Source organism: Gilvimarinus agarilyticus (assembly GCF_000832015.1).
Taxonomy (GTDB): Bacteria; Pseudomonadota; Gammaproteobacteria; order Pseudomonadales; family Cellvibrionaceae; genus Gilvimarinus; species Gilvimarinus agarilyticus.
On the sequence record NZ_JXCJ01000001.1, the window covers coordinates 2,003,765 to 2,029,362 of the forward strand.

The 25,598-nt window shown below is 54.0% G+C and carries 20 protein-coding genes; 13 read left to right on the forward strand and 7 right to left on the reverse strand.

All coding sequences use genetic code 11. The annotated features are described in order from the left end of the window. Positions 1-218: 218 nt before the first annotated feature. Positions 219-2,237: a methionine--tRNA ligase gene (metG, locus tag SD69_RS08520; RefSeq protein ID WP_041522877.1), complete on the reverse strand. Its 2,019-nt coding sequence runs from the start codon at positions 2,235-2,237 to the stop codon at positions 219-221. 240 nt (positions 2,238-2,477) lie between these two features. Here metG and apbC point away from each other — a divergent pair, with 240 nt between their 5' ends. From apbC to SD69_RS08535, 3 genes are all read left to right on the forward strand, one after another. Beyond that, a complete protein-coding gene (gene apbC / locus SD69_RS08525) occupies positions 2,478-3,569 on the forward strand; it encodes an iron-sulfur cluster carrier protein ApbC (RefSeq protein ID WP_052481005.1) in 1,092 nt (363 codons plus the stop codon). A gap of 490 nt (positions 3,570-4,059) precedes the next feature. Beyond that, positions 4,060-4,950 carry a lytic polysaccharide monooxygenase auxiliary activity family 9 protein gene (locus tag SD69_RS08530; protein WP_052481006.1) on the forward strand — a complete coding sequence of 297 codons (891 nt, stop codon included), beginning with the start codon at positions 4,060-4,062 and terminating at the stop codon, positions 4,948-4,950. A 175-nt stretch (positions 4,951-5,125) separates the two neighbouring features. After that, positions 5,126-6,550 (forward strand): mechanosensitive ion channel family protein, encoded by a 1,425-nt coding sequence (locus tag SD69_RS08535; RefSeq protein ID WP_052481007.1) that lies wholly within the window; start codon positions 5,126-5,128, stop codon positions 6,548-6,550. A 15-nt stretch (positions 6,551-6,565) separates the two neighbouring features. On the opposite strand, the gene SD69_RS08540 is transcribed toward SD69_RS08535, so the two are convergent. Next, on the reverse strand, positions 6,566-7,477 hold the full coding sequence (locus tag SD69_RS08540; RefSeq protein ID WP_084591520.1) for a ChbG/HpnK family deacetylase: 912 nt from the start codon (positions 7,475-7,477) through the stop codon (positions 6,566-6,568). Positions 7,478-7,719: 242 nt separating this feature from the next. Here SD69_RS08540 and dcd point away from each other — a divergent pair, with 242 nt between their 5' ends. Further along, positions 7,720-8,289, forward strand: a complete 570-nt coding sequence (gene dcd / locus SD69_RS08550) for a dCTP deaminase (RefSeq protein WP_041522879.1) — start codon at positions 7,720-7,722, stop codon at positions 8,287-8,289. Positions 8,290-8,540: 251 nt separating this feature from the next. Continuing rightward, positions 8,541-9,353 (forward strand): putative porin, encoded by an 813-nt coding sequence (locus tag SD69_RS08555; protein ID WP_041522880.1) that lies wholly within the window; start codon positions 8,541-8,543, stop codon positions 9,351-9,353. Positions 9,354-9,431: 78 nt separating this feature from the next. Here SD69_RS08555 and aroA read toward each other — a convergent pair whose 3' ends face one another. Further along, positions 9,432-10,715 (reverse strand): 3-phosphoshikimate 1-carboxyvinyltransferase, encoded by a 1,284-nt coding sequence (aroA, locus tag SD69_RS08560; RefSeq protein ID WP_041522881.1) that lies wholly within the window; start codon positions 10,713-10,715, stop codon positions 9,432-9,434. 107 nt (positions 10,716-10,822) lie between these two features. Continuing rightward, the gene (locus SD69_RS08565) at positions 10,823-11,815 is read right to left on the reverse strand and encodes a Gfo/Idh/MocA family protein (protein WP_052481008.1); all 993 of its coding nucleotides are present in this window, start codon (positions 11,813-11,815) and stop codon (positions 10,823-10,825) included. An 86-nt stretch (positions 11,816-11,901) separates the two neighbouring features. Between SD69_RS08565 and SD69_RS08570 the strand changes: the two genes are divergently transcribed. The 6 genes from SD69_RS08570 to SD69_RS08595 all read left to right on the forward strand — a co-directional run bounded on the left by SD69_RS08570 (position 11,902) and on the right by SD69_RS08595 (position 18,289). Next, positions 11,902-12,456, forward strand: a complete 555-nt coding sequence (locus SD69_RS08570) for an NUDIX domain-containing protein (RefSeq protein ID WP_041522882.1) — start codon at positions 11,902-11,904, stop codon at positions 12,454-12,456. 179 nt (positions 12,457-12,635) lie between these two features. After that, positions 12,636-13,784 carry a hypothetical protein gene (locus tag SD69_RS08575; RefSeq protein WP_198144076.1) on the forward strand — a complete coding sequence of 383 codons (1,149 nt, stop codon included), beginning with the start codon at positions 12,636-12,638 and terminating at the stop codon, positions 13,782-13,784. A 33-nt stretch (positions 13,785-13,817) separates the two neighbouring features. Next, complete coding sequence (locus SD69_RS08580; protein ID WP_041522883.1) at positions 13,818-15,812, forward strand: BCCT family transporter; 1,995 nt, start codon at positions 13,818-13,820, stop codon at positions 15,810-15,812. Positions 15,813-15,862: 50 nt separating this feature from the next. After that, positions 15,863-16,573, forward strand: coding sequence for a ZIP family metal transporter (locus tag SD69_RS08585; RefSeq protein WP_041522884.1), 711 nt, complete (start codon positions 15,863-15,865; stop codon positions 16,571-16,573). A 40-nt stretch (positions 16,574-16,613) separates the two neighbouring features. Further along, positions 16,614-17,357 carry a TIGR01458 family HAD-type hydrolase gene (locus SD69_RS08590; RefSeq protein ID WP_041522885.1) on the forward strand — a complete coding sequence of 248 codons (744 nt, stop codon included), beginning with the start codon at positions 16,614-16,616 and terminating at the stop codon, positions 17,355-17,357. Positions 17,358-17,386: 29 nt separating this feature from the next. Next, on the forward strand, positions 17,387-18,289 hold the full coding sequence (locus tag SD69_RS08595) for a Gfo/Idh/MocA family protein (RefSeq protein WP_041522886.1): 903 nt from the start codon (positions 17,387-17,389) through the stop codon (positions 18,287-18,289). 12 nt (positions 18,290-18,301) lie between these two features. Here the strand turns inward: SD69_RS08595 and SD69_RS08600 are convergent, their stop codons facing one another. The 3 genes from SD69_RS08600 to SD69_RS08610 form a co-directional block, all read right to left on the reverse strand. Beyond that, positions 18,302-18,688, reverse strand: a complete 387-nt coding sequence (locus SD69_RS08600) for a hypothetical protein (RefSeq protein WP_041522887.1) — start codon at positions 18,686-18,688, stop codon at positions 18,302-18,304. 27 nt (positions 18,689-18,715) lie between these two features. Further along, positions 18,716-19,924: a sodium/glutamate symporter gene (gltS, locus tag SD69_RS08605; protein WP_041522888.1), complete on the reverse strand. Its 1,209-nt coding sequence runs from the start codon at positions 19,922-19,924 to the stop codon at positions 18,716-18,718. Positions 19,925-20,089: 165 nt separating this feature from the next. After that, positions 20,090-22,168: a TonB-dependent receptor domain-containing protein gene (locus SD69_RS08610; protein ID WP_041522889.1), complete on the reverse strand. Its 2,079-nt coding sequence runs from the start codon at positions 22,166-22,168 to the stop codon at positions 20,090-20,092. A 128-nt stretch (positions 22,169-22,296) separates the two neighbouring features. On the opposite strand from SD69_RS08610, the gene SD69_RS08615 reads away from it, so the two are divergent. Both SD69_RS08615 and SD69_RS18065 read left to right on the forward strand, forming a co-directional pair. Beyond that, a complete protein-coding gene (locus SD69_RS08615; RefSeq protein ID WP_041522890.1) occupies positions 22,297-23,256 on the forward strand; it encodes a helix-turn-helix domain-containing protein in 960 nt (319 codons plus the stop codon). Positions 23,257-23,396: 140 nt separating this feature from the next. Continuing rightward, positions 23,397-25,292: a metallophosphoesterase gene (locus SD69_RS18065; RefSeq protein WP_052481009.1), complete on the forward strand. Its 1,896-nt coding sequence runs from the start codon at positions 23,397-23,399 to the stop codon at positions 25,290-25,292. Positions 25,293-25,598 lie beyond the last annotated feature (306 nt).

Below are 25,598 nucleotides of genomic sequence, written 5' to 3' on the forward strand. Positions count from 1 at the left end.
TGTTCACCTCATGTTGTTCGCAGGCCAGTGTCCACTGGCGCTAAGGGCGCATTATCCGTGATGCGCCCCGTGCGATTCAATATAAAACCCATTCTCAATTAGGTTGATTGGGCATATGCTTATAAAAAGTTTGCGGAGTACGGGTTACGGAAAACGGATCAGAGCTTTGGGCCTCTTGAATGCCTTGAGTCGCTCCCCGTCAACCGTTCTCCGTCCCGCTACATCACCCGTTGGCCAGGCTCGGAGCCGCTGTCGGGCTCCAGCAGGTATATCTCACGCCCACCGGGGCCGGCGGCCAACACCATACCTTCAGACAAGCCAAACTTCATTTTGCGTGGCTTGAGGTTGGCGACCATGACGGTCAGCCGGCCCTCAAGGTCCTCGGGCTTATACGCCGCTTTAATGCCGGAAAACACATTGCGGGTTTCGCCGCCCAAATCCAGCGTTAACTGCAGCAATTTATCGGCGCCCTCGACGTGCTGCGCTTTAACGATGCGCGCTACCCGTAAATCCACTTTGGCAAAATCGCCAAACTCGATTTCGTCGGCGATGGGCTCGTCCGCCAGTGGGCCGGTGGCGGCGGGCTTGGCTTGCGCGGCGGCCTCTTCTTTACTGGCTTCAACCATGGCGTCTACCTTGTCTTTGTCGATGCGTTGCAACAGTGGTTTAAATGCATTAATGGTGCCGGTGCGATACGCAGGTGCGCTGTTCCATTCCAGGGTTTCGCCTAAAAACGCTTCGGCGCGCCCGGCAAGCTCGGGTAATACCGGTTTGAGGTAGATCATCAGGGCGCGGAACATGTTGATGCCCAAGCTGCAAACGCTTTGCACTTCTTGCTCGCGGCCAGGCTCTTTGGCCATGGCCCAGGGCGCGGCGGCAGCAATGTACTCATTGGCGGCATCGGCCAGCGCCATAATCTCGCGCATGGCCTTGGAGAAATTACGTGCCTCATAGTGCCCGGCGATGCTCTCGCTGGCCGTCACAAACCGCTGCCACAGCTCGGTATCGGTGGGGGCGGCGCTGAGCTCGCCACCGGCTTTACTGACAAACTTAGCGGTGCGGCTGGCGATATTTACCACCTTGCCCACCAAATCCGAGTTCACCCGCTGGACAAAGTCGTCCAGATTTAGATCCAGGTCGTCCACATTGGCGGTGAGCTTGGCGGCAAAGTAATAGCGTAAATACTCCGGGTCCAGGTACTTTAAATAGGTCTGACCGTTAATAAAGGTGCCGCGCGACTTGGACATCTTTTTGCCGTTAACGGTGACAAAGCCGTGCACGTTAACTTTGGTGGGCGTGCGCATATCGGCGGAGTGCAGCATGGCGGGCCAAAATAGCGCGTGGAAGTTAACGATGTCTTTACCAATAAAGTGGTGCACCTCGGCCGTGGAATCTTTGTGCCAGTACTCCTGCCAGTCGATGCCTTTTTGGTCAGCGAAGTTTTTTAAACTGGCGATGTAGCCGATAGGGGCATCCAACCACACGTAAAAGTACTTGTTGGGGTGGCCCGGGATTTCAAAGCCAAAGTAGGGCGCGTCGCGCGAGATGTCCCACTCTTGCAAATCGGCGTCGAGCCACTCGGCCACTTTATTAGCTACTTCAGCTTGCAGGTGACCGGCGCGGGTCCACTGCTTTAAAAAGTCGGAAAACTCTGGCAGCTTAAAGAAAAAGTGCTCCGACTCTTTAGGCACCGGGGTAGCGCCGGTGAGTACCGATACCGGGTCGATTAAGTCCATGGGTGCGTAAGTCGCGCCACAGGCTTCGCAGTTGTCACCGTACTGGTCGTCGGTTTTACACTTGGGGCAGGTGCCTTTGATGTAGCGGTCAGCCAAAAACAACTGTTTCTCTGGGTCAAACGCCTGCACGATCGAGCGCTGGGCAATATGGCCGTTGGCCTCGAGTTTTGTGTAGATCTGCTCGGCCAGCTCGCGGTTTTCGGGCGAGTGGGTGCTGTAGTAGTTGTCGTGCGCGATTAAAAAGCCCTTAGAAACCTCAAGGTGCGCCGCGTGCATATTTTTAATGTGCTCTTCAGGGCTAATGCCTTGCTCTTCGGCCTTAAGGGTAATCGCGGTGCCGTGGGCGTCGTCGGCACAAAAGTAATGGCACTCGTGACCGCGCAGGTTTTGAAATCTCACCCAGATATCGGTTTGGATCTGCTCCATAATATGGCCCAGGTGCAGCTCTCCATTGGCGTAGGGCAGCGCGCTGGTGACCATAATCTTGCGGCGTGTGCTCATAGTCTCGACGTTTACTCTCGTTAGTGGCTGTGGTGCGCGGCCAATCAGCCGGCAAGGCCAGTCGCACGGCGGCAACGGGCGCAAAAATGGAGCGGCACTATACCATTTTCATGCTGTTTTTGCTCGGCGTTTCAGGGCTTTAGCGTTGGGTTTAGGTTTCTGTGGTTGGATTTTGCAACTGTGCCCCCACCAATAGGGCAACAATTTCTTTCAGGGCGCTTGCCAGAGGTTACCCACACTATGACTGATCAGACCGAAATTGCACGAGTACTCGGTGCTATTGTCGACCCACACAATGGCGCCAGCCTAGAGAGTTTAGGCGCAATTCAGTCAGTGTCGGTGGCCGGCGCTAAGGTAAGTGTTGCCATCGAACTTGGCTATCCGGCGGCCCGCGACGAGTGTTTGGCGCAGTTGGTACAGCAAACGCTGCTGGCGTTGGACGGTGTCGAGGCGGTGGATCTCGATTTAGGTTGGCAAGTGACAGCGCATCCGGCGGCCAACTCTGCTCAGGCGGTGCCGGGTGTTAAAAATATTATCGCCGTGGCCTCGGGCAAAGGCGGGGTGGGTAAATCCACCACCGCTGCGAATCTGGCGCTGGCGCTGGCGGCTGAAGGTGCCCGGGTTGGGGTGTTGGATGCCGACATCTATGGCCCAAGCCAGCCGCAAATGCTGGGCGTGGGGCAGCGCCGGCCGCAAATAATCGGTGAGGGCAAGGCGCAGCAAATGCTGCCCATCGAGGCCCACGGCCTGCAAACTATCTCAATGGGGTATCTGGTTACCGAGCAAACCCCGATGGTGTGGCGCGGGCCGATGGTAAGCGGCGCCCTAAAGCAACTGCTGACACAAACCCGCTGGGATGAGCTGGATTACCTGATTATTGATATGCCTCCGGGCACGGGTGATATCGCCTTGACGCTATCGCAAAGCGTGCCGGTTACCGGTGCGGTTATTGTTACTACGCCGCAAGATATCGCGCTGCTTGATGCTATTAAAGGCATTGAGATGTTTCGCAAAGTGCATGTGCCGGTACTGGGTGTGGTGGAGAACATGGCCACCCATGTGTGCAGTAACTGTGGGTATGAAGAGGCGATCTTTGGCGCAGGAGGCGGTGAGCGCATTGCAAAAGATTACGACACTCAGTTGCTGGGCTCGCTGCCTCTGTCGTTAGATGTTCGTCAGCAAGCTGACGGCGGAGCACCTTCAGTGGTGGCCGAACCGGACGGGAAGCCGGCGCAGGCATACCGGGCCATCGCGTTGTCGCTGGCGGCTCGCCTGTGGCGTGTTGCTGCTCAAGCGGCTCCTGCCACGGTGTTCAGTCAGGTGGATGATTAGCTGCCGAAAATAAGGTCCAAATAAAACTTATGGAGATATAGCGATGATTTTATATCTCCATAAGTACTTAATTAAATTTGAAATAAAATTTATTTTGTATATTTCATTTCGTGATTAAAACTCCGCCTCTTTGTGATTTCCAGCACGTATATTTCTACGTTGATGCATTTTTGGGGTGTTAAGTAGCGTCCCGCCCTCTATTGTGTCTGTTAGTAAATACCGTTCCGATTATTCATTGTTGAAACTAAGTAACCTGTGTGATTACATCAAGTCTCCCTGAGGTATAGGGGCCTGACGCGTTCGCATACCGATGAGGTGTGTGACTTAACGCTCAGGCTTGCAATGCTTTACTTGGCATGAGTGACGGTTTCGCCAGACAACGTTGTCTGGTGTGTTCGGTTAGCGCAAACCATGGAAAGTAACAGAAAGGATTTTAGTCATACGCCCGAGTAAAGCACCCGTTAGTGATAATGTTAAGAGGGTATTACGGATGAATGCAAAATGGTTAAGTCAAAAAGCTTTTAAAGGTATGTTGGTTGGTTGCGTTACGGTAGCTAGTCTAAGCGCCACCTCGATGGCGAGCGCTCACGGCACCATCACCTCGCCCGCGAGCCGTATCTGGAACTGTAAGTCGGAGGGTGCCGAAACCTTGACCTCGGCGGCTTGTCAGGCGGCAAAAGCCGAAAGTGGAACTCAGCAGTTTTACGATTGGAACGGTATCCGTCAGGGTGCGGCTGGAGGCAACCACACCTCGGTAGTACCAAACGGTGAGTTGTGCTCCGGTGGTGATCCGGGCACTTTTGGTGGTATGGATCTGGCGCGTAACGACTGGGTTGCTACCGATGTTGGCGGCTCGCAAACCTTTAGCTGGTATAACTCGGCGGCTCACGCGACTGAGTACTATCGCTATTACATTACCAAGCCGGGCTACGATTCAACTCAGCCTTTAGGTTGGGATGATCTTGAGCTAATGCTGGAAACACCACCCGAAGCAGCTGAGCACTATCCGTCACACTTGGTTAACTTGCCAGCTCGCAACGGTCGTCACGTGGTTTACGCCGTATGGCAGCGCTCAGACAGCCCGGAAGCCTTCTACGCTTGTGTGGACGTGAAGTTTGATAATGGCGGTGGCAACTCAAGCTCGTCGACCAGTTCAAGCTCTTCCTCTGTGTCGTCTAGCAGCTCGTCTTCAAGCTCGCAAACCGGCAACACCTGTGTGGGCATTCCTAACTGGGGCACCCGCGATACTTACACCCAGGGCGATCAAGTGCGTTACAACGATAGCCGCTTTGAAGCTAAGTGGTGGACTCGCGGTGACGTGCCGACCGAGCACGATGGTCAGTGGGAAGTGTGGATTAATCAGGGCTCTTGCGCAAACTAATAGCGCGATTTGAAATAACACGGATGTTGTAAAAAGCCGCCCCTCGGGGGCGGCTTTTTTGTGCCCCATTACTTTTGTCGGGGACGTTAGGGTTATTTGTGTAGCAGTGGCCAAATGCAACCATTACCACGTAGTATTAACGCTATTCTAAAGAGCTGATTAGAGCGGTAAAGGCATGATAAATAACAGTGGTCGTCTGGTGAAATGCGCAGCTGCGGTGCGGATACTTGTATTGCTGACCCTGATCGGCTCAGGGTTTGGCTCGCTACAAGCGGTCGCCCAAGAGCTTGACCCAAGGGAAGATGCCAAACTCGACAATGCGGGTCGCGTTATTGAGCTCTCGGCGCCGTCGCAAGATGCCGCGATACAATCTCGCCTGAGGGCGATATTGATCAGTTCCGAGCAATTTACAGAGCTGGAGGTCAGGGTCGACAATGGCTTGGTGTTTTTACATGGCACCAGTACCGAGACGGACTTTATTGGTTGGGCGAGCGAGGTTGCTAAAAATATCGATGGTGTGGTGGCGGTGGTGAATAATATCTCGGCGGCCCCGACCGATTATTTTAGCACCGATACATTAACCGCTGAGTTCTCGAAGGTGTGGGGGCAGTTTGTACAGGCACTTCCGTTATTGCTGGCGGCGGTTGTGACTTTTTTGTTTTTCTTTTTTGTTTCGCGCCCCGTGGCCGCCTTTTTGGTTCGTCCGGTGGGATTTATGACCGATAGCTCGTTATTGCGGGTTGTTATGCGACGGCTTGTGGCCGTTTTTATATTATTGTTAGGCTTTTATTTCTTTTTGCGTATCGCCGGGCTAACGCAATTTGCTCTGGCGTTAATGAGCGGCACCGGCTTGCTGGGCTTGGTGGTTGGCTTTGCGTTTCGCGATATTGCCGAGAACTTTATTGCCAGCTTGCTGTTAAGCGTACAGCGGCCGTTTCGCTTGGGCGAGGTGATCGATGTCTCGGGATTTCGTGGGGTGGTGCAAAAGGTAACGACCCGCGGCACAACGTTAGTGGATTTTGATGGCAACCATATTCAGATTCCCAACGCCATTATTTATAAAAGCGTGATCCAGAATTTTTCGGCCAACCCGAACATACGTGGGAGCTTTGATATCGGTGTTGGCTACGATGCCAAAGTGCGGTTTGCCCAGGAAACCGCGATGGCTTTACTGCTAGAACMCCCCGCCGTATTGACTGATCCAGAACCTCAGGTGCTTATTGATAGCTTAGGTTCGTCGACCATTAACCTGAAGGTTTATTTTTGGGTTGATGCCACCGAATTTAGTGTGGTCAAAGTGGCCTCGGCACTGATGCGTGAGGTAGTTCGCGCCTTTGAGGCGGCGGAAGTATCCATGCCGGATGACGCCCGGGAAGTTATTTTCCCTCAAGGGGTGCCTTGGGTGGGCCCGGAAGGCGATGCTGAACAACCGGCGGATGCTTCGGTGGGCACGGCAGAGGTGCCCCCAGAGGCTCCCGCGCCGGACGCCAAGGCAGCAGACGCCGGCAGGTTGTTGGATGACCTTGCGAGCGATACCGACGATATTCAACAGCAAGCCCAGCGCTCCCGTGACCCAGAGGGTGGGGCCAATATCATTTAGCTCGCGCTGTGTGATTTATTTGTGCGCAAACGGATTGTCGGTATCGGCGTAATTGATGAGAGTAATATCCCCGCGACTAAAGCGTTTTTGAACGGCGGGCGATAACAGCATATCGAGCTCGGTGGCCCGGTGCTGAGACACCAACGGTGCCATATCGGCGGTGTTCATAATCGGGTTGTTTAAATCGATCAGTGCCTGCATCTCGGGGTTAGGGCGTGCGGCGTGCAAAATCACAACATTCACCTTGCTGGCATCCAGCTCGTTATCTAAGTGCGCTAAAAAGGTATCCGCTTTGTCTTCGATGGGTACGTCAAACATAGTGCTGTATGCCTCGCCCATGCGCATCGACATCCGCAGCTGATACTGTTGCGCCAGTTCGGTCACCACCTTAACCATCTCGTCCGTGGCCAGTGCGGTGCGCATATGGTAGTCCACATAGGTGATTGGTAGTCCGGTGTCGATAGCGCGCTTAATTTGCGCCTCTAACTCCAGCCTTACCTCGTCAAGATTAATATCCTGGGCCAGAAACTCCGCCGTCGACGGATAGAAGTAGCCGGTGTCATTGATTAGGCTAGGCACCTCATTGCGCCCGGCGATGGGGCCCCAGCGGTAATGGCGCCACTCAGCGTTTAGCGTTAAGTGTACTCCCACGGAAATTTGCGGGTTTGCCCGCAGGATCTCGACCGCCTCCTGATACCAGGGCGTGGTGAACATAACCGAGGCGGCAAACGGAATTTTTAAGTCGGCAAGATCCTGCAGGCCTTGATTGGTGGCGTGGGTCATGCCGATGTCGTCCACGCGAAGAATCAGTTTGGCAGGCTCGGCGGCGAATGCCTTGAGGCTCACCAGTGAGGCTGCCAGTGCAAAAGCGATAGCGCCGATGGGGGCGAGCCAAGTGCGCCTCGAGAGGGTGGGTAGGTTGCTCATAATGGCGGTTCCTTTGTTATGTTGGTCTCCGGAAGTGTCAGCATGAAATGACCGGACAACGTTGTCAATGGGCGTTAGGTAAAGTACTGTTGAGCTTCAGCGGTATAAAGCCGTCAGTCATCACGGGCACACCGGGCTGCGCAGGGCGGCGTGCGGGTGAACCTTGCCGGCGGTGCTCCCAATATGAGCCAAAAACCGCTATCATGCGCGCCGGAATAACATCGTAATCTAAGGGGGTCACAATGAGCATCAAGTCCGATAAGTGGATGCGCCGCATGGTCGAGCAACAGGGCATGATCGAGCCGTTTGAGCCAGGGCAGGTACGTTATGGGCCCGACGAGAAGCGCATTGTCTCCTACGGMACCTCTAGCTATGGCTACGATGTGCGCTGCGCCGATGAGTTTAAAATTTTTACCAATGTCTATTCCTCGGTGGTCGACCCCAAGAACTTTGATGAAAACAGTTTTGTCGATGTCAAAAGCGATGTGTGTATCATCCCGCCCAACTCCTTTGCGTTGGCTCGCACCGTCGAGTACTTTCGCATACCGCGCTCCGTGTTGACGGTTTGCCTGGGCAAGTCGACTTACGCTCGCTGCGGCATCATCGTCAACGTCACTCCGCTAGAGCCCGAGTGGGAGGGCCATGTGACGCTGGAGTTCTCCAATACCACGCCACTTCCCGCCAAAATTTACGCCAACGAGGGTGTGGCTCAGATGCTGTTTTTTGAGTCTGACGAAGAGTGTGAAACCAGCTACCGCGACCGCGGTGGTAAATATCAAGGTCAGCGCGGTGTTACCTTGCCAAGGACGTAAGTCCTTGGTGAGCCTTTGAGTTTGTCGTTGAGCTACGAAGATCACGGCTATTACGAGCTCCGCTATGCACTCTTTGAAAGTGCACTTTTAATCGAATTTTTTGCAATAGTGACGTTAGTTAACGGCGCCGGGTAGTTACACTGGCGCGTTTTTCGGGCAGCCCATACCCGAGCGCAAAACCCAATAAAAACAAAAAAAACAGAGATATACTGTCCTCCATGGAGAGCGTTTAATTACGATAAGGAGTTTGTATGAAACGAGTATTCTATGGCGCACTACTCAGCGCCGTTAGCCTGTCTGCGATGGCAGATCCCTATAGTTATCAAACTGAAATTGGTGGCCGTTATAGCTACATAGATGGCGGTTATTTTGATGGTGACGACAGCTACGGTGTGTTTGGTACCTATTATTTTTCGTCGGTGCAGTTAAGAAACCACGTATATGGCGAGGCGGCTTTTCTGGAGCGTGCAAGTTCCATTACTTTGAATACGCGCTTTTCCGACAATTCGCGATCCGACGATCGAAATTGTATCGGTACATGCTCTGCAGTGCTCACGAATGAGTCTTCACAGCATTACTCACTGACCTCAGAGGGCTATGTTCTAGACTCTATCGTCTATGCTTCGGCTACGTACAACTATTGGTCCGGTGATGCCGAGTATTCGAACGGCCATGAAGCCTCATATTCTGATTCAAGCTGGTCGGGCAAGTTGGGGGTGGCGCCACTGGCCGGGTGGCTGTTGACTACAGGCTTCTCTGACTCTTCGGCGCTGTTTGAAGATGAGTGGAATGTGCAAAGCAAATATGTGGGTGAGCTGGCAGGCGGCCGTGCGTATAATCTGGAGGCGGGATATACCGATTGGCATGACGGCGGTAGTACCTGGACCGCAAGCGGAGACTTTTACTTTACCCGCGGGTTTAGTGTAGGTGGCAGTGTTGGCGAGAATGATGTCTATTCGTTGCGGGCCCGTAACTTTTTTACCCCCGACGTGAGCCTGAGCCTGGTAATGGGAAGCTACGAAGAAACGGACTCTTATTCGGTTGAGTTAATTGGACGCTTTTAGGTCACGCCTGGATACTATTTGAGAATCAAAAAAGCCGGCGGTATCGCCGGCTTTTTTGTGCGCGTAAGTTTTGTTGCGTTACCGGGTAATCCGCGCGAACTCATCAAAGTAGGTCGGGAAGGTCTTAGACGTACATTTGGGGTCGTTAATAACAATCTCGGCATCGCCAAAACTTGCCAGCGAAAAGCACATCGCCATGCGGTGATCGTTGTAGGTGTCGATGGCCGCGGCTGTTAGCTGCTCGGGCGGTTCGATGTATATATAATCCTCGCCTTCATCGACTGCGGCGCCCACTTTGCGCAGCTCGGTGGCCATGGCTGACAAGCGATCCGTCTCTTTAACGCGCCAGTTGTAGATGTTGCGAATGCGGGTTGGCCCCTTGGCAAACAATGCAGCGGTCGCGATGGTCATGGCGGCATCGGGGATGTGGTTTAAATCCACATCGACACCTTTAAGGTTGCCGGTGCCGGTAACCTCAATCCACATATCCGAGTAAGTCACCTCGGCGCCCATTTGCTTTAGCACCTCGGCGAATTTTGCATCGCCCTGAATGCTGTCGCTGCCGGTGCCGTGTACTTTGACCGGGCCACCACCGATTGCGGCAGCAGCTAAAAAGTAGGAGGCTGACGAGGCGTCGCCTTCGACCATAATCTCGCCAGGCGATTGATAGGTTTGCTGGCCGCTTACGGTAAAGCTTTGATAATTGTTGTTGGCGACGGTGACGCCGAATTTTGCCATGGTGTCGAGGGTAATATCGATGTAAGGCTTTGAGACCAGCTCGCCGTCGACCTTAATGACCGTATCGCCATGCAGCAGCGGCGCTACCATCAGTAGTGCGGTAAGGTATTGGCTGGAGATGTTGCCCTTGATGCTGACCTCGCCACCGGCCAGCGCTTTACCTTTAATGAGCAGCGGCGGGAAGCCATCGTCTTGCTGGTAGCTAATGTCGGCGCCCAGTTGGCGCAATGCGTCGATGAGATCGCCAATCGGGCGCTCGTACATGCGCGGCTCACCGGTAATGGTAAATTCGCCAGCGCTGGCGGCCAGGGCGGCGGTGAGCGGGCGCACCGCTGTACCGGCGTTGCCCAGATATAAAATGGCGGCCTCGTCGATGGCAAATGTGCCGCCTTTACCGGTAAGGGTGCAGGTTTGTTTATCGGCGCTTAACTGGTAATCCACCCCTAGCGCGGTAAGCGCTGTGAGCATATGGCTGACATCGTCACTGTCGAGCAAATTGGTAATGGTGGTTTGACCCTTGGCCAGCGCTGCCAACAACAGGATGCGGTTGGACAGGCTTTTGGAGCCCGGCAGGGTTACTTCGCCCCGAGCGGAGGTAACGGGTGGTAGGGTCAAGGTTTCCATAAATAGCCGGCTCGCGTCAGAAAAAGGCGATATTTTACCGGAAACCGCCTACTTTGCGCTACGGGCAGGGGCGAATCATTCGCCCCGCGCGACGCCTACTGTTTTTGCTATTCAAAGTCATATTTAAGCGGCAGTTGCTCGCGGATACTATCCAGTACCCGCATGATGCCTAGCGTCTCACCCAGCGGAATAATGGGGCTCTCTAGCTCGCCGGCGCGGATGCACCGGGCCGCTTCGCGCACCTGAAAGATAAAGCCATTGTCGGCGTTGGTGTGAGTATGCTCTTTGTGTTCTGCCCACTCGCGCCCATCCAGACTACGCATTGAGAAGGTGCCCGATGATTGAAAGTTGGGATAATCAATGCGGCCGGTTTCGCCAAATAAACTGACCTCTTGCCCCAGCAGTAAATTAAAACTGGTGTTGATGGTGGCGATACAACCGGAGGGAAAGACCAGCTGGTAAGAGGCAATTTCATCGACGCCGGTATCGCTAAAATGGCAGTGACTGTGGATTGTGCGTGGCAGCTCGCCCAGCCAGTAACACAGCATGCTGATTGGATAGATGCCCATGTCCAGCGTTACACCGCCGGCGAGCTTAGGGTCGATTAAACGCGGTAGGTAGTGGTCGGGGGCGATTCCGCCGAAGTTAACATTGGCAATTTTAACCTGACCGATACAGCCGCCGTGCAGCGCATCGCGCAGCGCCACCATCGAGGGCAAAAAACGGGTCCAGATCGCCTCCATCAAAAAGACACTGTGACGCCGGGCGCAATCGATTAAAACCTGTGCCTGTGCCGCATTTACGGTGAAGGGCTTTTCGATGACCACGTGCTTGCCATGGGCCAGTGCGAGCAGCGCGTTATCGGCGTGAAAATTATGAGTGGTCGCAATGTAGATCACGTCTATATCGTCGCGCGATACCAGCCGGGCGTAGGTTTCGCTGGCTATGCCGTGCTGCCCTGCAAAGGCCTGAGCGCGCTCAGGGGATTTCGAGGCAATGGCCACTAGCTCGTTATCGGGCTCTAGCGCTATGGCCTCGGCCATTTTATGGGCAATAATGCCGGCACCAATAATGCCCCAGCGAATTGATTGGTTGGACACAGGATCTCCCTATTGTAGTGTGAAGTTAGCCGACGCATCGGCTCTAAGCGCAGCAAAGCGTGGCGTAATTTAGCTCAGGAGTAAATATGAGTGATGCAAAGATAGCTCAGTTGAGTAGTAAAGAAGTGTATAAAAATCATTGGTTGCGAGTACGTGAAGACCGTATTCGCCGCCCCAGTGGTGCTGAGGGTATTTACGGCGTGGTCGAAAAGCCCGACTTTGCCGTGATCGCAGCGATTGAAGACGATCATATTTATTTGGTGCAACAGTACCGCTACACCGTGGGCGGGCGTTTTTGGGAGATGCCGCAGGGGGCGTGGGAGCAAAGCCCCGATGCCGATCCAGCCCTATTAGCCGCCGGCGAGCTGCGCGAAGAGACAGGCCTGGTGGCCGATAAAATGACTCAGCTGGGCTATCAATATTTGGCTTATGGCTTTTGCGACCAGGGTTATCATATTTATTTGGCCGAGCAGCTCACCCAGGGCGAGCGCAAACTGGATGCCGAGGAAGAAGATCTGGTGGTGCAACGCTTTAGCCTGAGCGAGATGCGAGAAATGATTCTTAACGGTGAAATACGCGACGCCACCACGGTTAACGCTTATGGCTGGCTCCACTGGCGGGGTTACCTGTCGCTCGGCTAATGGCGTTGCAAGTGCGAGGTGGTGGTCTATAGTTTTAAGATGGACGTATAAGTAAACGGTTACGTCATTCTACGATTGGGGCCCTATATCGACATCTCTTATTGTCGCCAGTGATAAAGCCAGGTGACCAAGGCTCCGTATCACGCTCACACAATCGCCTACGGAGCTGTTGAGACCCCATGAGATTACCTGCGTCGCTGCTACCTCAGAATGCCTCTCAAATTGCTAGGTTAGGCGCGCTATTACTGGCGGGGTTGCTCTTTGCTTGTTACACGCAGGCTGACGATACCCCACAAAGTGACGATACCCCCAACCCTGCCAGCAACGTGCTGTCGGCGGGTGTGTGGGGCACCTATCAATACTTACCGGACAACCCGGCTAATAAAAATAGCGGTGGTGAGTTTACCGGTGAGGCGCTCATTTTGTACGCCGACGGCGATGCCGCCGATAGCGGTCGCTGGCTGTACTCGGCCGAGTTTCGCGCCGGCCCCGGCAGCTTTACCGATCCGGCTAACAACTCTAGTGGCGATGAGTTTGCCCTGCACAAAGCCTGGGTGGGATGGCGGCTGGGGCAAAATCATACGCTCCGTGTGGGTAAGTCTCAGGTCCCTTTCGCCTGGAAGACCGTAAACTTTTGGCCCGGTGACATGCTGTTAGGCGGGTACGGTGACCAGATGGATGTGGGGGTTAAGCTGACAGGCAACGCCCACAAGCTCCACTATGATGCCGCCTATTTTCACGCCGATGACTGGGGCAGTACCAGTACCGACACATTAGACGACAACGGCCACTGGGGTAGCTCTAGCACCTACCGTAAGGTGAAAACCTGGGTGGGTAATGCTGCCTACGATCTCACTGATAACCACACGCTTGGCATGTCGCTGCAAAGCGGCAGACTACAAGATTTAAGCGGTGACCCAGAGCGCCCCGTTGACGGTAGTCATGAGGCGGCGGCGGTGTATTACCAGGGTCAAGTGGGCGACTTTTTTTCTAAAGCTTCTTACATCGCAAGCTCGCGAGAGGTGCCCGACGCCTATGGGGCGAGCGTCCCTTTGGCGTCTAACATCAAAAACCAGCGGTTCGCCGCTGAGGTGGGGTACAACCTCGGTCCCTGGGCCATTTATCTCGACGCATCCGCCGCTGAGCCAGACACCGAGGGCAGTGAGGCCGGCCGCATTAAAGCGTTGGCCCCAGGGGTGCGCTACGATTACGGCCCGGGGTGGATATATTTAGAGTACCTTAATCAAGACGGCTACATTGACCGCAACGGGCAAGTGGGCGAGGGCGATTTTGAAGCGCTGTATTTGTCATTAGATTTTTATTTGTAATCCTATAAATTATCGTTTGTCAGTGGGGGAATTATGGCGTCTGAAGACGTGTCAGAGCGCAAGCAAGAGTCGTGGATAAAAATAAACCCGCCGGTGTTTTTTGGTGCCGGCGGTTTATGTTTTCTGTTTGTGTTGTTTACCGTGTTGGTGCCGGAAACGGMCGAAACTCTGTTTGGCGCGGTGCAAGGCTGGATTATAAATTCGGCCGGTTGGTTTTATATTTTGGCGGTAGCGCTTTTTTTACTGTTTGTGGTCTTCTTAGCTCTCTCGGACTTTGGCCGAATCAAGCTGGGCCCGGACCACAGCGAGCCGGATTACAGTTATGGCTCGTGGTTTGCCATGTTGTTTTCGGCCGGCATGGGCATTGGCCTTATGTTTTTTGGTGTAGCTGAGCCTGTGATGCACACCATGAGCCCGCCAGTAGGTGACCCGGCAACAGCCGAGGCCGCTCGCGAGGCGATGCGCATTACCTTCTTCCACTGGGGTGTACATGCCTGGGCAATCTACGCCGTGGTGGCGCTATCGCTGGCGTACTTTGCGTTTCGGCACAACCTGCCTCTAACGATTCGCTCGGCGCTATACCCACTGATTGGTGATAAAATTTACGGCCCGATTGGGCATGCGGTCGATATCTTTGCGGTGCTTGGTACCTTATTTGGCGTGGCGACATCGCTGGGCTTTGGCGTTATGCAAGTTAATGCCGGGTTGAATTATTTGTTTGATATCCCCATTGGCACCGGCATACAAATTTTACTGATTGCCATTATTACGGTGTTTGCCACTATTTCTGTGGTGCTTGGGCTTGATGGCGGTATTCGGCGCGTGTCTGAGCTCAACCTTATTTTGGCTGTGGTGTTGCTGGTGTTTGTGATTGTCGCAGGCCCTACGGTTTATTTATTGCAAACGTACGTACAAAATATTGGTTATTACTTATCACGCCTCGTCGATACCACATTTAATTTATACGCCTACGAGCCAACGGGCTGGCTGGGTGGCTGGACGTTATTTTATTGGGGGTGGTGGATCGCCTGGTCGCCGTTTGTGGGCATGTTTATCGCGCGGGTGTCGCGCGGCCGCACGATACGCGAATTTGTGGTTGGCGTGTTGATGGTCCCGGTGGGCTTTACCTTTTTATGGATGACTTTTTTTGGCAATACTGCGATCCATATGATTGTTGACCAGGGGATCACGCAACTGGCGGATGCGGTGGCCGCTGACACTTCGGTGGCATTGTTTCAGTTCTTCGAGTTTTTACCTTTTTCTACCATCGCCTCAGTCCTGGCGACTGTGCTTGTCATTACCTTTTTTGTAACCAGCTCCGACTCCGGATCGCTTGTCGTGGACATGCTCACCTCCGGCGGTGAGGGTGATGAAACTCCCGTGTGGCAGCGAATATTTTGGTCGGTGGCCGAGGGCTTTATCGCGGCAGCGTTGTTATTGGCGGGTGGTTTACAGGCCTTGCAAACGGCAACCATTGCCAGTGCCTTACCCTTTACCATGGTTATGTTGCTGATGTGCTGGGGATTGCTGCGTGCGTTGCGACTTGAGATTGTAAAACGCGCCAGCTTGCGCGACACGATGTTGGCGCCCCGGGTGGCGCACAATCCGGTAAGTTGGGAAAAGCGCTTGTCGCGCATTGTACGCAACCCGAAACGTGATGAGGTGCTTGCCTTTTTACAGTCAACGGTTAACTCAGCTATGGCGCGTGTGGCCGAGGCACTGGGTGAAAAAGGTATACGTGCACAGGTGGAAAGCGACGAGAGTGATCGCGTTTGGCTAACGGTAAACCATGGCGACGAGACTGACTTTTTTTACTCCGTTCATGTGCGCCCCTACACGCCACCGTCGTTCTCGATGAGAGATACGCGTGCCAATCGTGGTGAAAAGCTGCGCTATTTTCGGGCTGAGGTGTACCTCCAAGAGGGAGGGCAGGATTACGATGTGATGGGCTGGACCGAGGAGCAAGTGATTGCCGATGTTCTTGATCAGTATGAAAAGCACATGCATTATCTGGACGCTGTTCGATAGCACCGTGCAGACTAATGCATTACTCACCGTAACGTTTTAAGGATGTTGACGTGCCACAAGAGTTAATAATAGTCCTCATCACCTGGGCGGCCGGCGTCACCGTATTAGCGGGTGGGCTGGCCGCTCGGTTTGAAACCTTTAAAGAAAGTGTCGCCAAACAGGAGTTTATTCATGCCACCGTCGCCTTTGGTGGCGGCGCATTATTGGCGGCCGTGGCATTTGCCTTAGCGCCTCACGGCATGGAAACCCTGTCTCCCTGGGTGCTGGCAATTAGTTTTTGTGCCGGGGCGTTAATTTTTTGTGGCTTGGATGCTTTTCTGGCGAAGCGCGGGGGGACCTTTTCGCAGTTCCTGGCCATGCTGATGGATTTTATTCCTGAGGCGTTATCCCTGGGTGCCATTTTTTCTGAGAATCGACGGATGGGGTTGGTACTGGCGGCTTTTATCGGCATACAAAACTTACCCGAGGGTTTTAACGCTTTCCGTGAGTTGAAGAAAAGTGGTGTGTCGGGGGCGATGATACTGTGGGTGTTTTTGGGGGTAAGCTTTTTAGGGCCCGTTGCCGCTCTAGTGGGTTATTATTGTTTGCAGGGGCGCGAAGAATTGACGGCCATTATTATGACCTTCGCCTCCGGTGGCATTTTGTATTTGATTTTTCAGGACATTGCGCCGCAGGCGGTGATGCGCCGTCACTGGTCGCCACCGCTCGGGGCGATTTTGGGCTTTTTAGTAGGTATGTTAGGTACGGTTGTTATTGCTTAAAGCGAAATTTTTGTGCTGCGATGACGGGCGGGGAGCTACCATGGCGATTAAAGCAATCTTCTTCGATTTGTCGGGCGTTATCTACGATGGCGACAGCTTGCTGCCGGGCGCTTTAGATACTTTGGCATTTCTTCGGGCGCAACACTACACGCTACGGTTTGTCACCAATACTGCGACTAAGTCGCGCGAGCAGATACTCACTAAGCTGCAAAACCTTGGCGTCTCTTTGGCCCCATCTGAATTGTTTACCGCACCGGATGCTGCCTGCGCGTTTGTCCAGCAACATCAATTAAAGCCGTTTGCGCTGGTCCACCCCAGTATCGAGCCTTTGTTTGCGGTACACAGTGAGCCCGATTGTGTTGTGCTGGGGGATGCCCGAGAAGCGCTTAATTACCACAATCTTAATAAAGCGTTTCGGTTGCTGCTTAAGGGCTGCCAGCTATTGGTTATTGGCGATAATAAATATTTCCGTGAGAATGGCGAGCTCAGCCTTGATGCCGGGCCATTCGCTCATGCTTTGCAGTGGGCGGCCGGCTGTGACGCTCGCGTGTTTGGTAAGCCCAGCGCTGATTTTTTTGATCAAGTGGTTGCCACTACACCATACCGTGCCCAGCAGTGTTTAATGGTAGGTGACGATGTTCTCGGGGATGTAGGGGGCGCACGCGAGGCCGGTTTACAGTCCGTATTGGTGGCTACCGGCAAGTATCGCCCGGGCGACGAGGCGACGCTAACCCCCGCGGCCACTTTAATACCGGCAGTCGCAGAGGTTACGGGGCTGCTGTAGTATAAGCGCCTTTTATCGGGGACTAATCCATGCGTATTGCAATGATCGGGCTTGGCGATATCGCCCAAAAAGCCTATTTGCCCGTGGTGGCACGCCACAGTGCTGTATCACCGATACTCTGTACCCGCAATACGGCCGTTTTGCAGCGCCTGGCCAGCCAATATCGCATTGCCGAAGCCTATACCGACTACGAGTTACTGTTAGCCGCTAAGCCCGATGCGGTGATGATTCACTCCAGCACCGATAGCCACTATGCGCTTGCCCGGGGGGCACTGGAGCGCGGCATTGGTGTGTTTGTGGACAAGCCAATAAGCTATCAGTTAGCGGAGGCGGAGACCTTAATCGAGCTGGCACAACGCGGCAACACGCCGTTGTTTTGTGGCTTTAACCGGCGCTATGCCCCCTTGTATCAGGCGCCGCTTGCGACCAATCCGATACACGTGCACTACCAAAAAAACCGCCATAATTTATCGGATGATGCCCGAGTTTTTATATACGATGATTTTGTTCATGTGTTGGATTTTGTCCGGCATGCGGCGGGCGTAGAGCAGGTGGCAGAGCCTGAACTTTATGTCAGTGCCTACACCGAGCAAGATAAGCTTGGTAGCGTAAACGTGAGTTTTACGCTGCAAGGGCGGCACTTTAGCGCGGCCATGAACCGTCTGAGCGGTAAGGCGCGGGAGCGTTTGGAATACAGCACGGTAAATGGAAGTTGGCAAATTGATAATCTTGCCAACGGTGTGCACTACAACAACAACCAAGCCTTTGCCGAGGGCTTTGGCGACTGGGATGACACGCTATACAAGCGCGGTTTTGTGGGTATGTTTGAGGCGTTCGTCAAAATGCTACAGCGAGGCCACGCCGATAAACCGTATTTAGACGGAGTGCTGGCTAGCCACCGGCTGTGTGAACAAGTGTTACGGCGTTTATAAAGCGCTATTCGCCTAAGGCTGCATAAAGCTATCCGACTCTGAACGATCTTCGATTTTAAGCTTTAGTTCGAGCTCACCGTCTTTTACCGAGCTCTGCTCGCCGACAATAATGGTGAGCTTGGGCTCTATCGTGCGCCCGGCGGCGGTTAAGCGAGTCTCGGCAAAGGCGGTGTTGTCGTTGTCCGAGGTAACGGTCAAGCTCAGCTCATAGCCCTTATCACCGCCGGACCGGGTCACCGCCTTCTTACCTTTGGTTACCAGCATGGAGGGGGTGCCGAGCACTTCACCCTTTGAGATAATCGTTGCCGAGACCATATAATCATTGGCGGCCTGGGCGTTAAAGGCAAAGCTGAGTAGAACGGCACAGAATAAAAAGCCGGTTATCGTTGTTCGATCCATGACAGCTCCGGTGTGTTGTATTAAATGCTACCAGCTGCCCATCAAACCGAGAAACAGCTTGATAGTGGCGGCATTGAGAATATCGATAAAAAAAGCACCCACCAAAGGCACCACAATAAATGCCTTGGGAGAGGGGCCATAGCGATGAGTGGTCGCGTCCATGTTGGCAATAGCCACCGGGGTGGCGCCCAGGCCGAGCCCGGCAAAACCCGACGAGATAACCGCGGCATCGTAATGACTGCCCATGACTTTAAACACAATGTAGATTGCAAACAGAGTCATTGCCAGCGTCTGGATCAGCAGCGCAAAAATGATCGGGGTGAAACTGTTGGCCAGTGACCACAGCTGTAGGCTCATTAAGCTCATACCCAAAAAGATACTGAGCGATACCTCGCCAAATTTGGCGACAATGGCATTGCTGAGTGGCAATCGCAAACGGTCGGCGCTGTTGGTAAGTACAATGCCGACAAACATCGCGGTTAAAAACCCCGGCAGTAATATATCGCGCTTTGAGAGCAGTTGATTGGCCAGCTCGCCCAGCTGTACGCACAGCGCCAGCATTAAAATAACCCCCAATACTGAGCCGAGGCTCCAGGGTTTGTGGTCGATCTCGGCGACTTCAACCTCTATGTCGTGCTGATCTTGTGCATCAACAAGCGTAGGCGACAGCTGATTTTTTTCAATCAGCCACTTGGCGATAGGAGAGCCGATAATGCCGCCAGCGACTAACCCAAAGGTGGCAAAGGTGATGCCGATGGCCCCGGCTTCGCGCAACCCCGCAGCTTCGGCCTCGGTGCCCCAGGCGATGGCGGTGCCGTGCCCGCCGGCCAGGGACACGCTGCCGGCCATAAGCCCGTAACCTAAGTGCACATCCAGCAGTGCGGCGATGCTTACCCCGATAATATCCTGCAGCAGCAAAAAAACGGCGGCAATGACCACCAACTTTGCCAGCGCGCGGCCGCCGCTGGCAAGGGTACTAAGCTTGGCGCTAAGGCCAATGGTGGAGAAAAACACCAGCAGTAAGAAATCGCGTATTTGCATATCAAACAGCAGCTGAATGCCGCCGGCAAAATACAGTAGGGCTGTAAGCGTACTAAACGTAATGCCGCCGGTGACCGAGGGCGGAATGTTACTGTTGCCCAGAAATCGAAACCGTTGGTTCAGGTAGAGCCCGAGATAAAGCACCAAAATACAAATAATTAAGGTGGGAATTGGCGGTAATGTCAGTGTAGTCATAGCGTCCCTTGCGTCTCTGAGCTGCCATCGCGCTCGACTGAGTGTCAAGTATTGAGTTGATTATAACCAGTTTACCTGAGGATGAAACGCTTGCGGGGTAATGGGCTGGGTGCTTGGTTGCAGGATAAAAAAAGCCCCGACAGAGCCGGGGCAGAGGAGAGGTTTTTAGAATTGGTACGCCACTGTCGCTTTAATGTTTCGGCCGGGTTCGTAATYGGTTAGGAACAGTTCACCAAAGCGTGGGTGAAAACTGGTGCCCGTGCGCGATGACTGAGAGGCGTAAAACTCGTCAAACACATTGTCGACACCCGCGGTAAGCTGCAGGCGGTGATGCGGTTGCCACTGCACAGAGAGGTTGTGCACGGTAAAACCGTCTTTGGCGTTGTCGAGTGTGGCGCCGTCCAGGTCGGGGCCGGCCGCAACATCACCTACCCACAAGGCGTCATAATGCAAAGTAAGGTCTAAGCTGCTAAAGCTATAGTCCAGGTTTAAGCTCCAGGTATCGCCCTGCTGACGGTCGATGCGGGCGCCGTCAAACTCGCTGTACTCGTCGTAAGCGTCCAGCTCGCTCTCGGCATCGGAGTATGTGAGCAACGCACGCAAGCCGCCGATGTCGTAACCAACGTAGGCTTCGACCCCTTCGATTTCCATGTCCCCCACGTTATCCATGGCGGGGCCAGCGTACTGGTAGATGTAGCCGTCGATCTCAGTGCGAAAGAACGTAGCGCCTACGCTAAAGGTATCGGCACCGAGTATGGCGTCGCCGTAGGCAAACGCCAGCTCGTTGTTCACCCCGGTTTCTGCGTCCAAATCCGGGTTGGGGGTTTCAAATAAACCGGCACCGGTAAAGACTTCTGATAGTTCCGGGCCTTTAAACAACTCGGTGCTTGAGGCTTTAAATACCAGCGAGTCGATAGGCTGAAATTCGGCGGCTAATGAGCTGGTAAAATCATCGAAGCTGTTATCGACGACGACCGAATTTACATCGTATTCGTCGTAGCGCACGCCGGGAATGAAGGCAAACATGCCAAATTCGATGCGATCCTGGATAAAGATGGCGGAGTTGGTCGCATCCTCGCCCGAGGTGTCGACACCGCCTTCAAGGTAGCTTGCCTGATACTCAGTTTCATAGTCGATAATGTCGACGCCGTAGGTGAGTGTCTGGCTTACGCCTGAGCCAAAGGTTGTCTCACCGATGATATTGAAGCCGGTATTTTGGGCGTCGCCTTCAACAATCGCCGCCCAAGAGGTAAACCCCGGGTTCTCGGCATAACCGCTTTCATCGCGCCAAAGGTTGCTGTCGTTTTGAAACAATGCCGCCTTAATGTGTGTGTGGCTGCCAAGGGTTAGATCGTAGTTGGCGGTAATGGTGTCGCGGCTAAACTCTGTGGGCCACAACAGCGGAACACCCAGTGAATCGGTAATGGCCAGGTCGGTTGCCAAGCCCATGTCGGGGCGGTAGCTGTAATCGCCCTGATCTGTGTATGACTCATAGCCAATTTCGAGCCGCTGATTGCTGGTGAGGTCAAAACCCACTTTAAACAGGGCGTCATCAATATCGCCCTTAAGGCCGCGTACCGTACCGTCGGTGCCGGGTATTTCGTTGCCTTCGCTGTCGGTAATTTCACCGCCGCCGACGTCGTAGTTGTCGCGCTCTACGTGGTTGTAATAGGCCAGCAGGTCCACGCGCTCACCCAGCTGAGCAAAAGCCGTGGCCGAATAATTGTAGCCTGAGTTGTCGCTTGCGGTACCCTGCACGCGAGCGCCAAAGGTTTCTCCAGCGGCCAACATGTCTTTCGCTTCTTTGGTTTCAAAGCGCACAGCGCCGCCCAAACCACCATTGATAACTGAGTTGGTACCTACGTCGATATCGACCGACTTGAGAATGTCGGCGTGAATTTGCAGGTTACCCATGTGGTGGTACATATAAGTATTTTGATTGGCGCCATCGATACTGATGCGCAGATCTTTATCGTCCATGCTGCGGATGGTGATGCGCTGGTTCATCGAGTGCGCACCGCCTACGTCTACCCCAGGAATAGTACGCAGTAAGTCACTGATGTGGTCGGCTTGGCGCATAGTAATGTCGGCGGTGTCCATATATACCGACGACGCAGTCACCTCGGTGCCCCAGACCACCACTTGCTCGATTTCGGCTGGAGCCTCGGTGCTGGTGTTTTGGGCGTGCGTAAGTCCTGATGCGGCCAGCAATACAGCGGCGGCGCAGGTAGATTTGATCAACATGGGATGTCCTTTGGCTTAGGCTAGTGTACTTTGTGAGTGATGATGAGAATAATTGTTATTTATGTTACATTCTCTGAATGGATTAAGCAGCATGCAAAATCGTCAAGCTGTTATGCAGGGTAGTCACCATGAGCCATATCGATACGCCGCAGCTGGATCACAACCAGCTGCTCAAACAAATTGTTCGGATTAGTCCGGAGCACAGGCTGCAAACCGAGCAAAATAGAGGGCCCGTGCTGGAGGGGCACATTGACTTTAGAGCCATTGGCCCTGATCTCTCGATTCACTGTGTGGATGCCACTGAGCTGTGTAACTCCCGTAGTACCGGAGACTGCAAGCCCGGTTTGAGCGTGAATATTTTACTGGCAGGTGAGGTGCAGTTCGCGCTGGGAGCCGATCGTTATAGTGTGGCAGCCGACCAGCAGCCAATAGGCTTAGCGTTAGCCGTTAATAAAGCCGAGCCGTTTACGCGTTTTTTGCAGGCGGGCCAGTGTGTTCGCAAGGTGAATATTAGTGTTAGTTTTACGTGGCTTGAGAGCCGGCTGAGCGGCGAGCAAATTTCGCAGTTATTTCAGCGTCGGGTGTTTACCTGGGCTCCGGATGCCGAACAAACAGCCACGGCAACGCGTTTATTGACGTTGAGTCGTCAAGCGGGCCCGCGCCTGCTGCAACAAGAATCGGACGCCATTCAATTATTGGCCGCTGTCACGGCCCGTGGTGTACTTGGCGCCGAGACGGTGCCCGTGAAGGCTCACCGGGCCGAGCAAGACATCCTGCAGCAACAGATCTTGCCCCTGCTGCAGGGGGAGTGTGACTTGGCGGCATTGGCGCAACGACTGGGGATGAGCGTAAGCACCCTGCAGCGTCGGTTTAAAGCAGTGCACGGGGTTACCGTAATGGAGTACGCGCGCGCGCAACGGCTAGAGGCATCGCGCCGAGCCCTGTTGGTTGATGGCGTAAGCGTAAAGGCGGCGGCGTATATGGCCGGATACGAGCACCCCTCTAATTTTATCAGTGCCTTTAAACGTGAGTTCTTGGTCACGCCGGCGGCGCTTGTACGCACTCATTTAAATGTCTCGGACGATTAATTCATAGCGTCCCGCAAGTAACAATCGTAAAGCGAGCGCCCTAATCGGCCTCCACGAATAGCGGCGCGATAGACATTGTCATCTTTGATCGATTACGCTCGGCTGTTTAACGCTCTGACGATATCGCTCAAGGATTGATTATGCCTACGTTATTAGCCTGTAATGGCTGCCGCCTGGCCGTGCTGCTTGTTTCTATTTTTGCCTCGGTTGCGTGGGGTCATGGCTCTGATGAACACCGCCACGATGGTGTGGCAGATAAGACGGGCGATATTGTCCAAATCCATGCCAGCGATTTGGTTCACCCCTGGACCCACCTAAAATTCAACAACGACCCGGATGCTTTTCAGTTTGCCATTGTCACGGACCGCACCGGTGGCTTGCGCCCTGGGGTTTTCTCTGAGGCGGTGGATAAGCTCAACCTGCTGCAGCCCGAGTTTGTTGTCAGTGTGGGTGACTTAATTGAAGGTTACACCGAAGACCGTGCGCAACTGGCCACTGAGTGGAACGAGTTCGACTCTATGGTTAAGCGTTTAGCTATGCCGTTTTTTTATCTGCCCGGTAACCACGATTACACCAACGACGTTATGGCCGACGTGTGGCGCGAGCGCTACGGTGCCAGCTACTACCACTTTGTCTATCGCGATGTACTCTTTGTTATGCTCAACTCCAACGATGGTGGTAGCACTCACTCGATGTCGGGTGAGCAAATAAAATGGCTGCAAGGCGTGTTAGCCGATAACCCCGAGCCCAAGTGGACCTTGGTGTTTACCCATGCTCCATTGTGGGATCGCGAGAACCAGGATCGTTGGCGCGAAGTAGAGGCGCTGCTTGACGCGCGCCAGTACACAGTGTTTGCCGGCCATCACCATCGCTACGTCAAAACCGAACGCAAAGGGCACAAGTACTTTACCTTGGCTACCACGGGTGGCATCAGCAGTATGCGCGGCACCCGCTTTGGCGAGTTTGATCATCTGGTGTGGGTCACCATGAGTGAACAGGGGCCGATTATTGCCAACCTGATGCTCGACGGTATATGGGATGAGGACGTACGTACGGCGGCCATGCGCGATAACCAAATCAATATGATCGATAAAGGCCGGCTAGCAATGCCGGCACTGCTGCATCGCGGTAATTTTACCGAGGGCACCGCCGAGATGCGTTTTACCAACGACTCCGATTTACCCTTTACCGTGAGTACCACCGCGCGCAGCAACACGGGGTTTAGTGTCGCTAATGGGGCTAAGCAACGCCTTACGGTGCCGCCCAATGAGGTGCGCACCATACCGTTTACACTGACAAGCTTTGAGCCTGCCGAGGGCAACCATGCGGCGGCCGAGATCGAGTGGCAACTCGAGTATCTTGAAGATGATAAACCCATCACCTATAACGGTAGCCGAACACTGGCCCTCAGCCGTGAGTACCCGATTCCTGTGGTTAACGGCCTTAAAATAGACGGCAAACTCGACGAATGGGCGAGTCAGGCGTTTTTTAGCGCGGCGGATAACCAGTACTTTCAGGCCGAAAACTGGAGCGGTTTAAGCGATGCCGACTTTAGCTGGTCCGTGGTAGAGGGCGATCAGCACATGGTGATAGCTCTGAAGGTGGAGGACGATCAGCTGGTACGCAACGACAGCCAGAATGTCTGGAGTCAGGATGCGATGCTCATTACCCTGGACGCACGCCCCAAAGCGCGCCGCTTACTCAAACAAACCTACGACAACCGTGTGCCGGGCGAGCGCTCTATGGTGTTGCAACCTCCTGCCAGCGGTTTTGCCAGCGATGTTAAGGGCAAACCTAAGCCTGACACGGTACGCGAGCAGGTGGTGCTAACCGATACCGGCTATACCGCCGAGATTGCCATCCCTTTTAGCGAGCTCGATGCGGACCATGGCAGCGAGTGGGACGGGGTGCGCCTTAATGTGCTGCTGCGCGATGTCGATCCCGGCGAGCCCGGAATGGTCGGGCGCGAGTGGCTGTCGGCCTGGGGCTATGAGTCGACAGTGGCCGGCAGCGGCAGTTTTTATCGGGTTAAATAGGCGAGGGCCGGTATAAATCGTGCTCTAGCGGTGTATACCCCAACGCCTGATCGGGCGGGCGGGCTCGCCATAGATGAAATTTTCTCTCAATAGCCTATAATACCGGCCCGTCCAGACGTGGTAATGCCTTAACGCCCTACTTGTCATTCCCGTTCTGGTCATCAGGCTAGCGCAACTCTTGCCAGCCTTGCGAGAACCCGGCTGCGCCCTCAACCTTGGGCGCCGGTTAGGGGTTCTGCGAGGCTCGCCGCCTTAGCCCGATCAATTACCTCACTGACAGGTGGTGCGGCAACCCCGCTTAAGCCT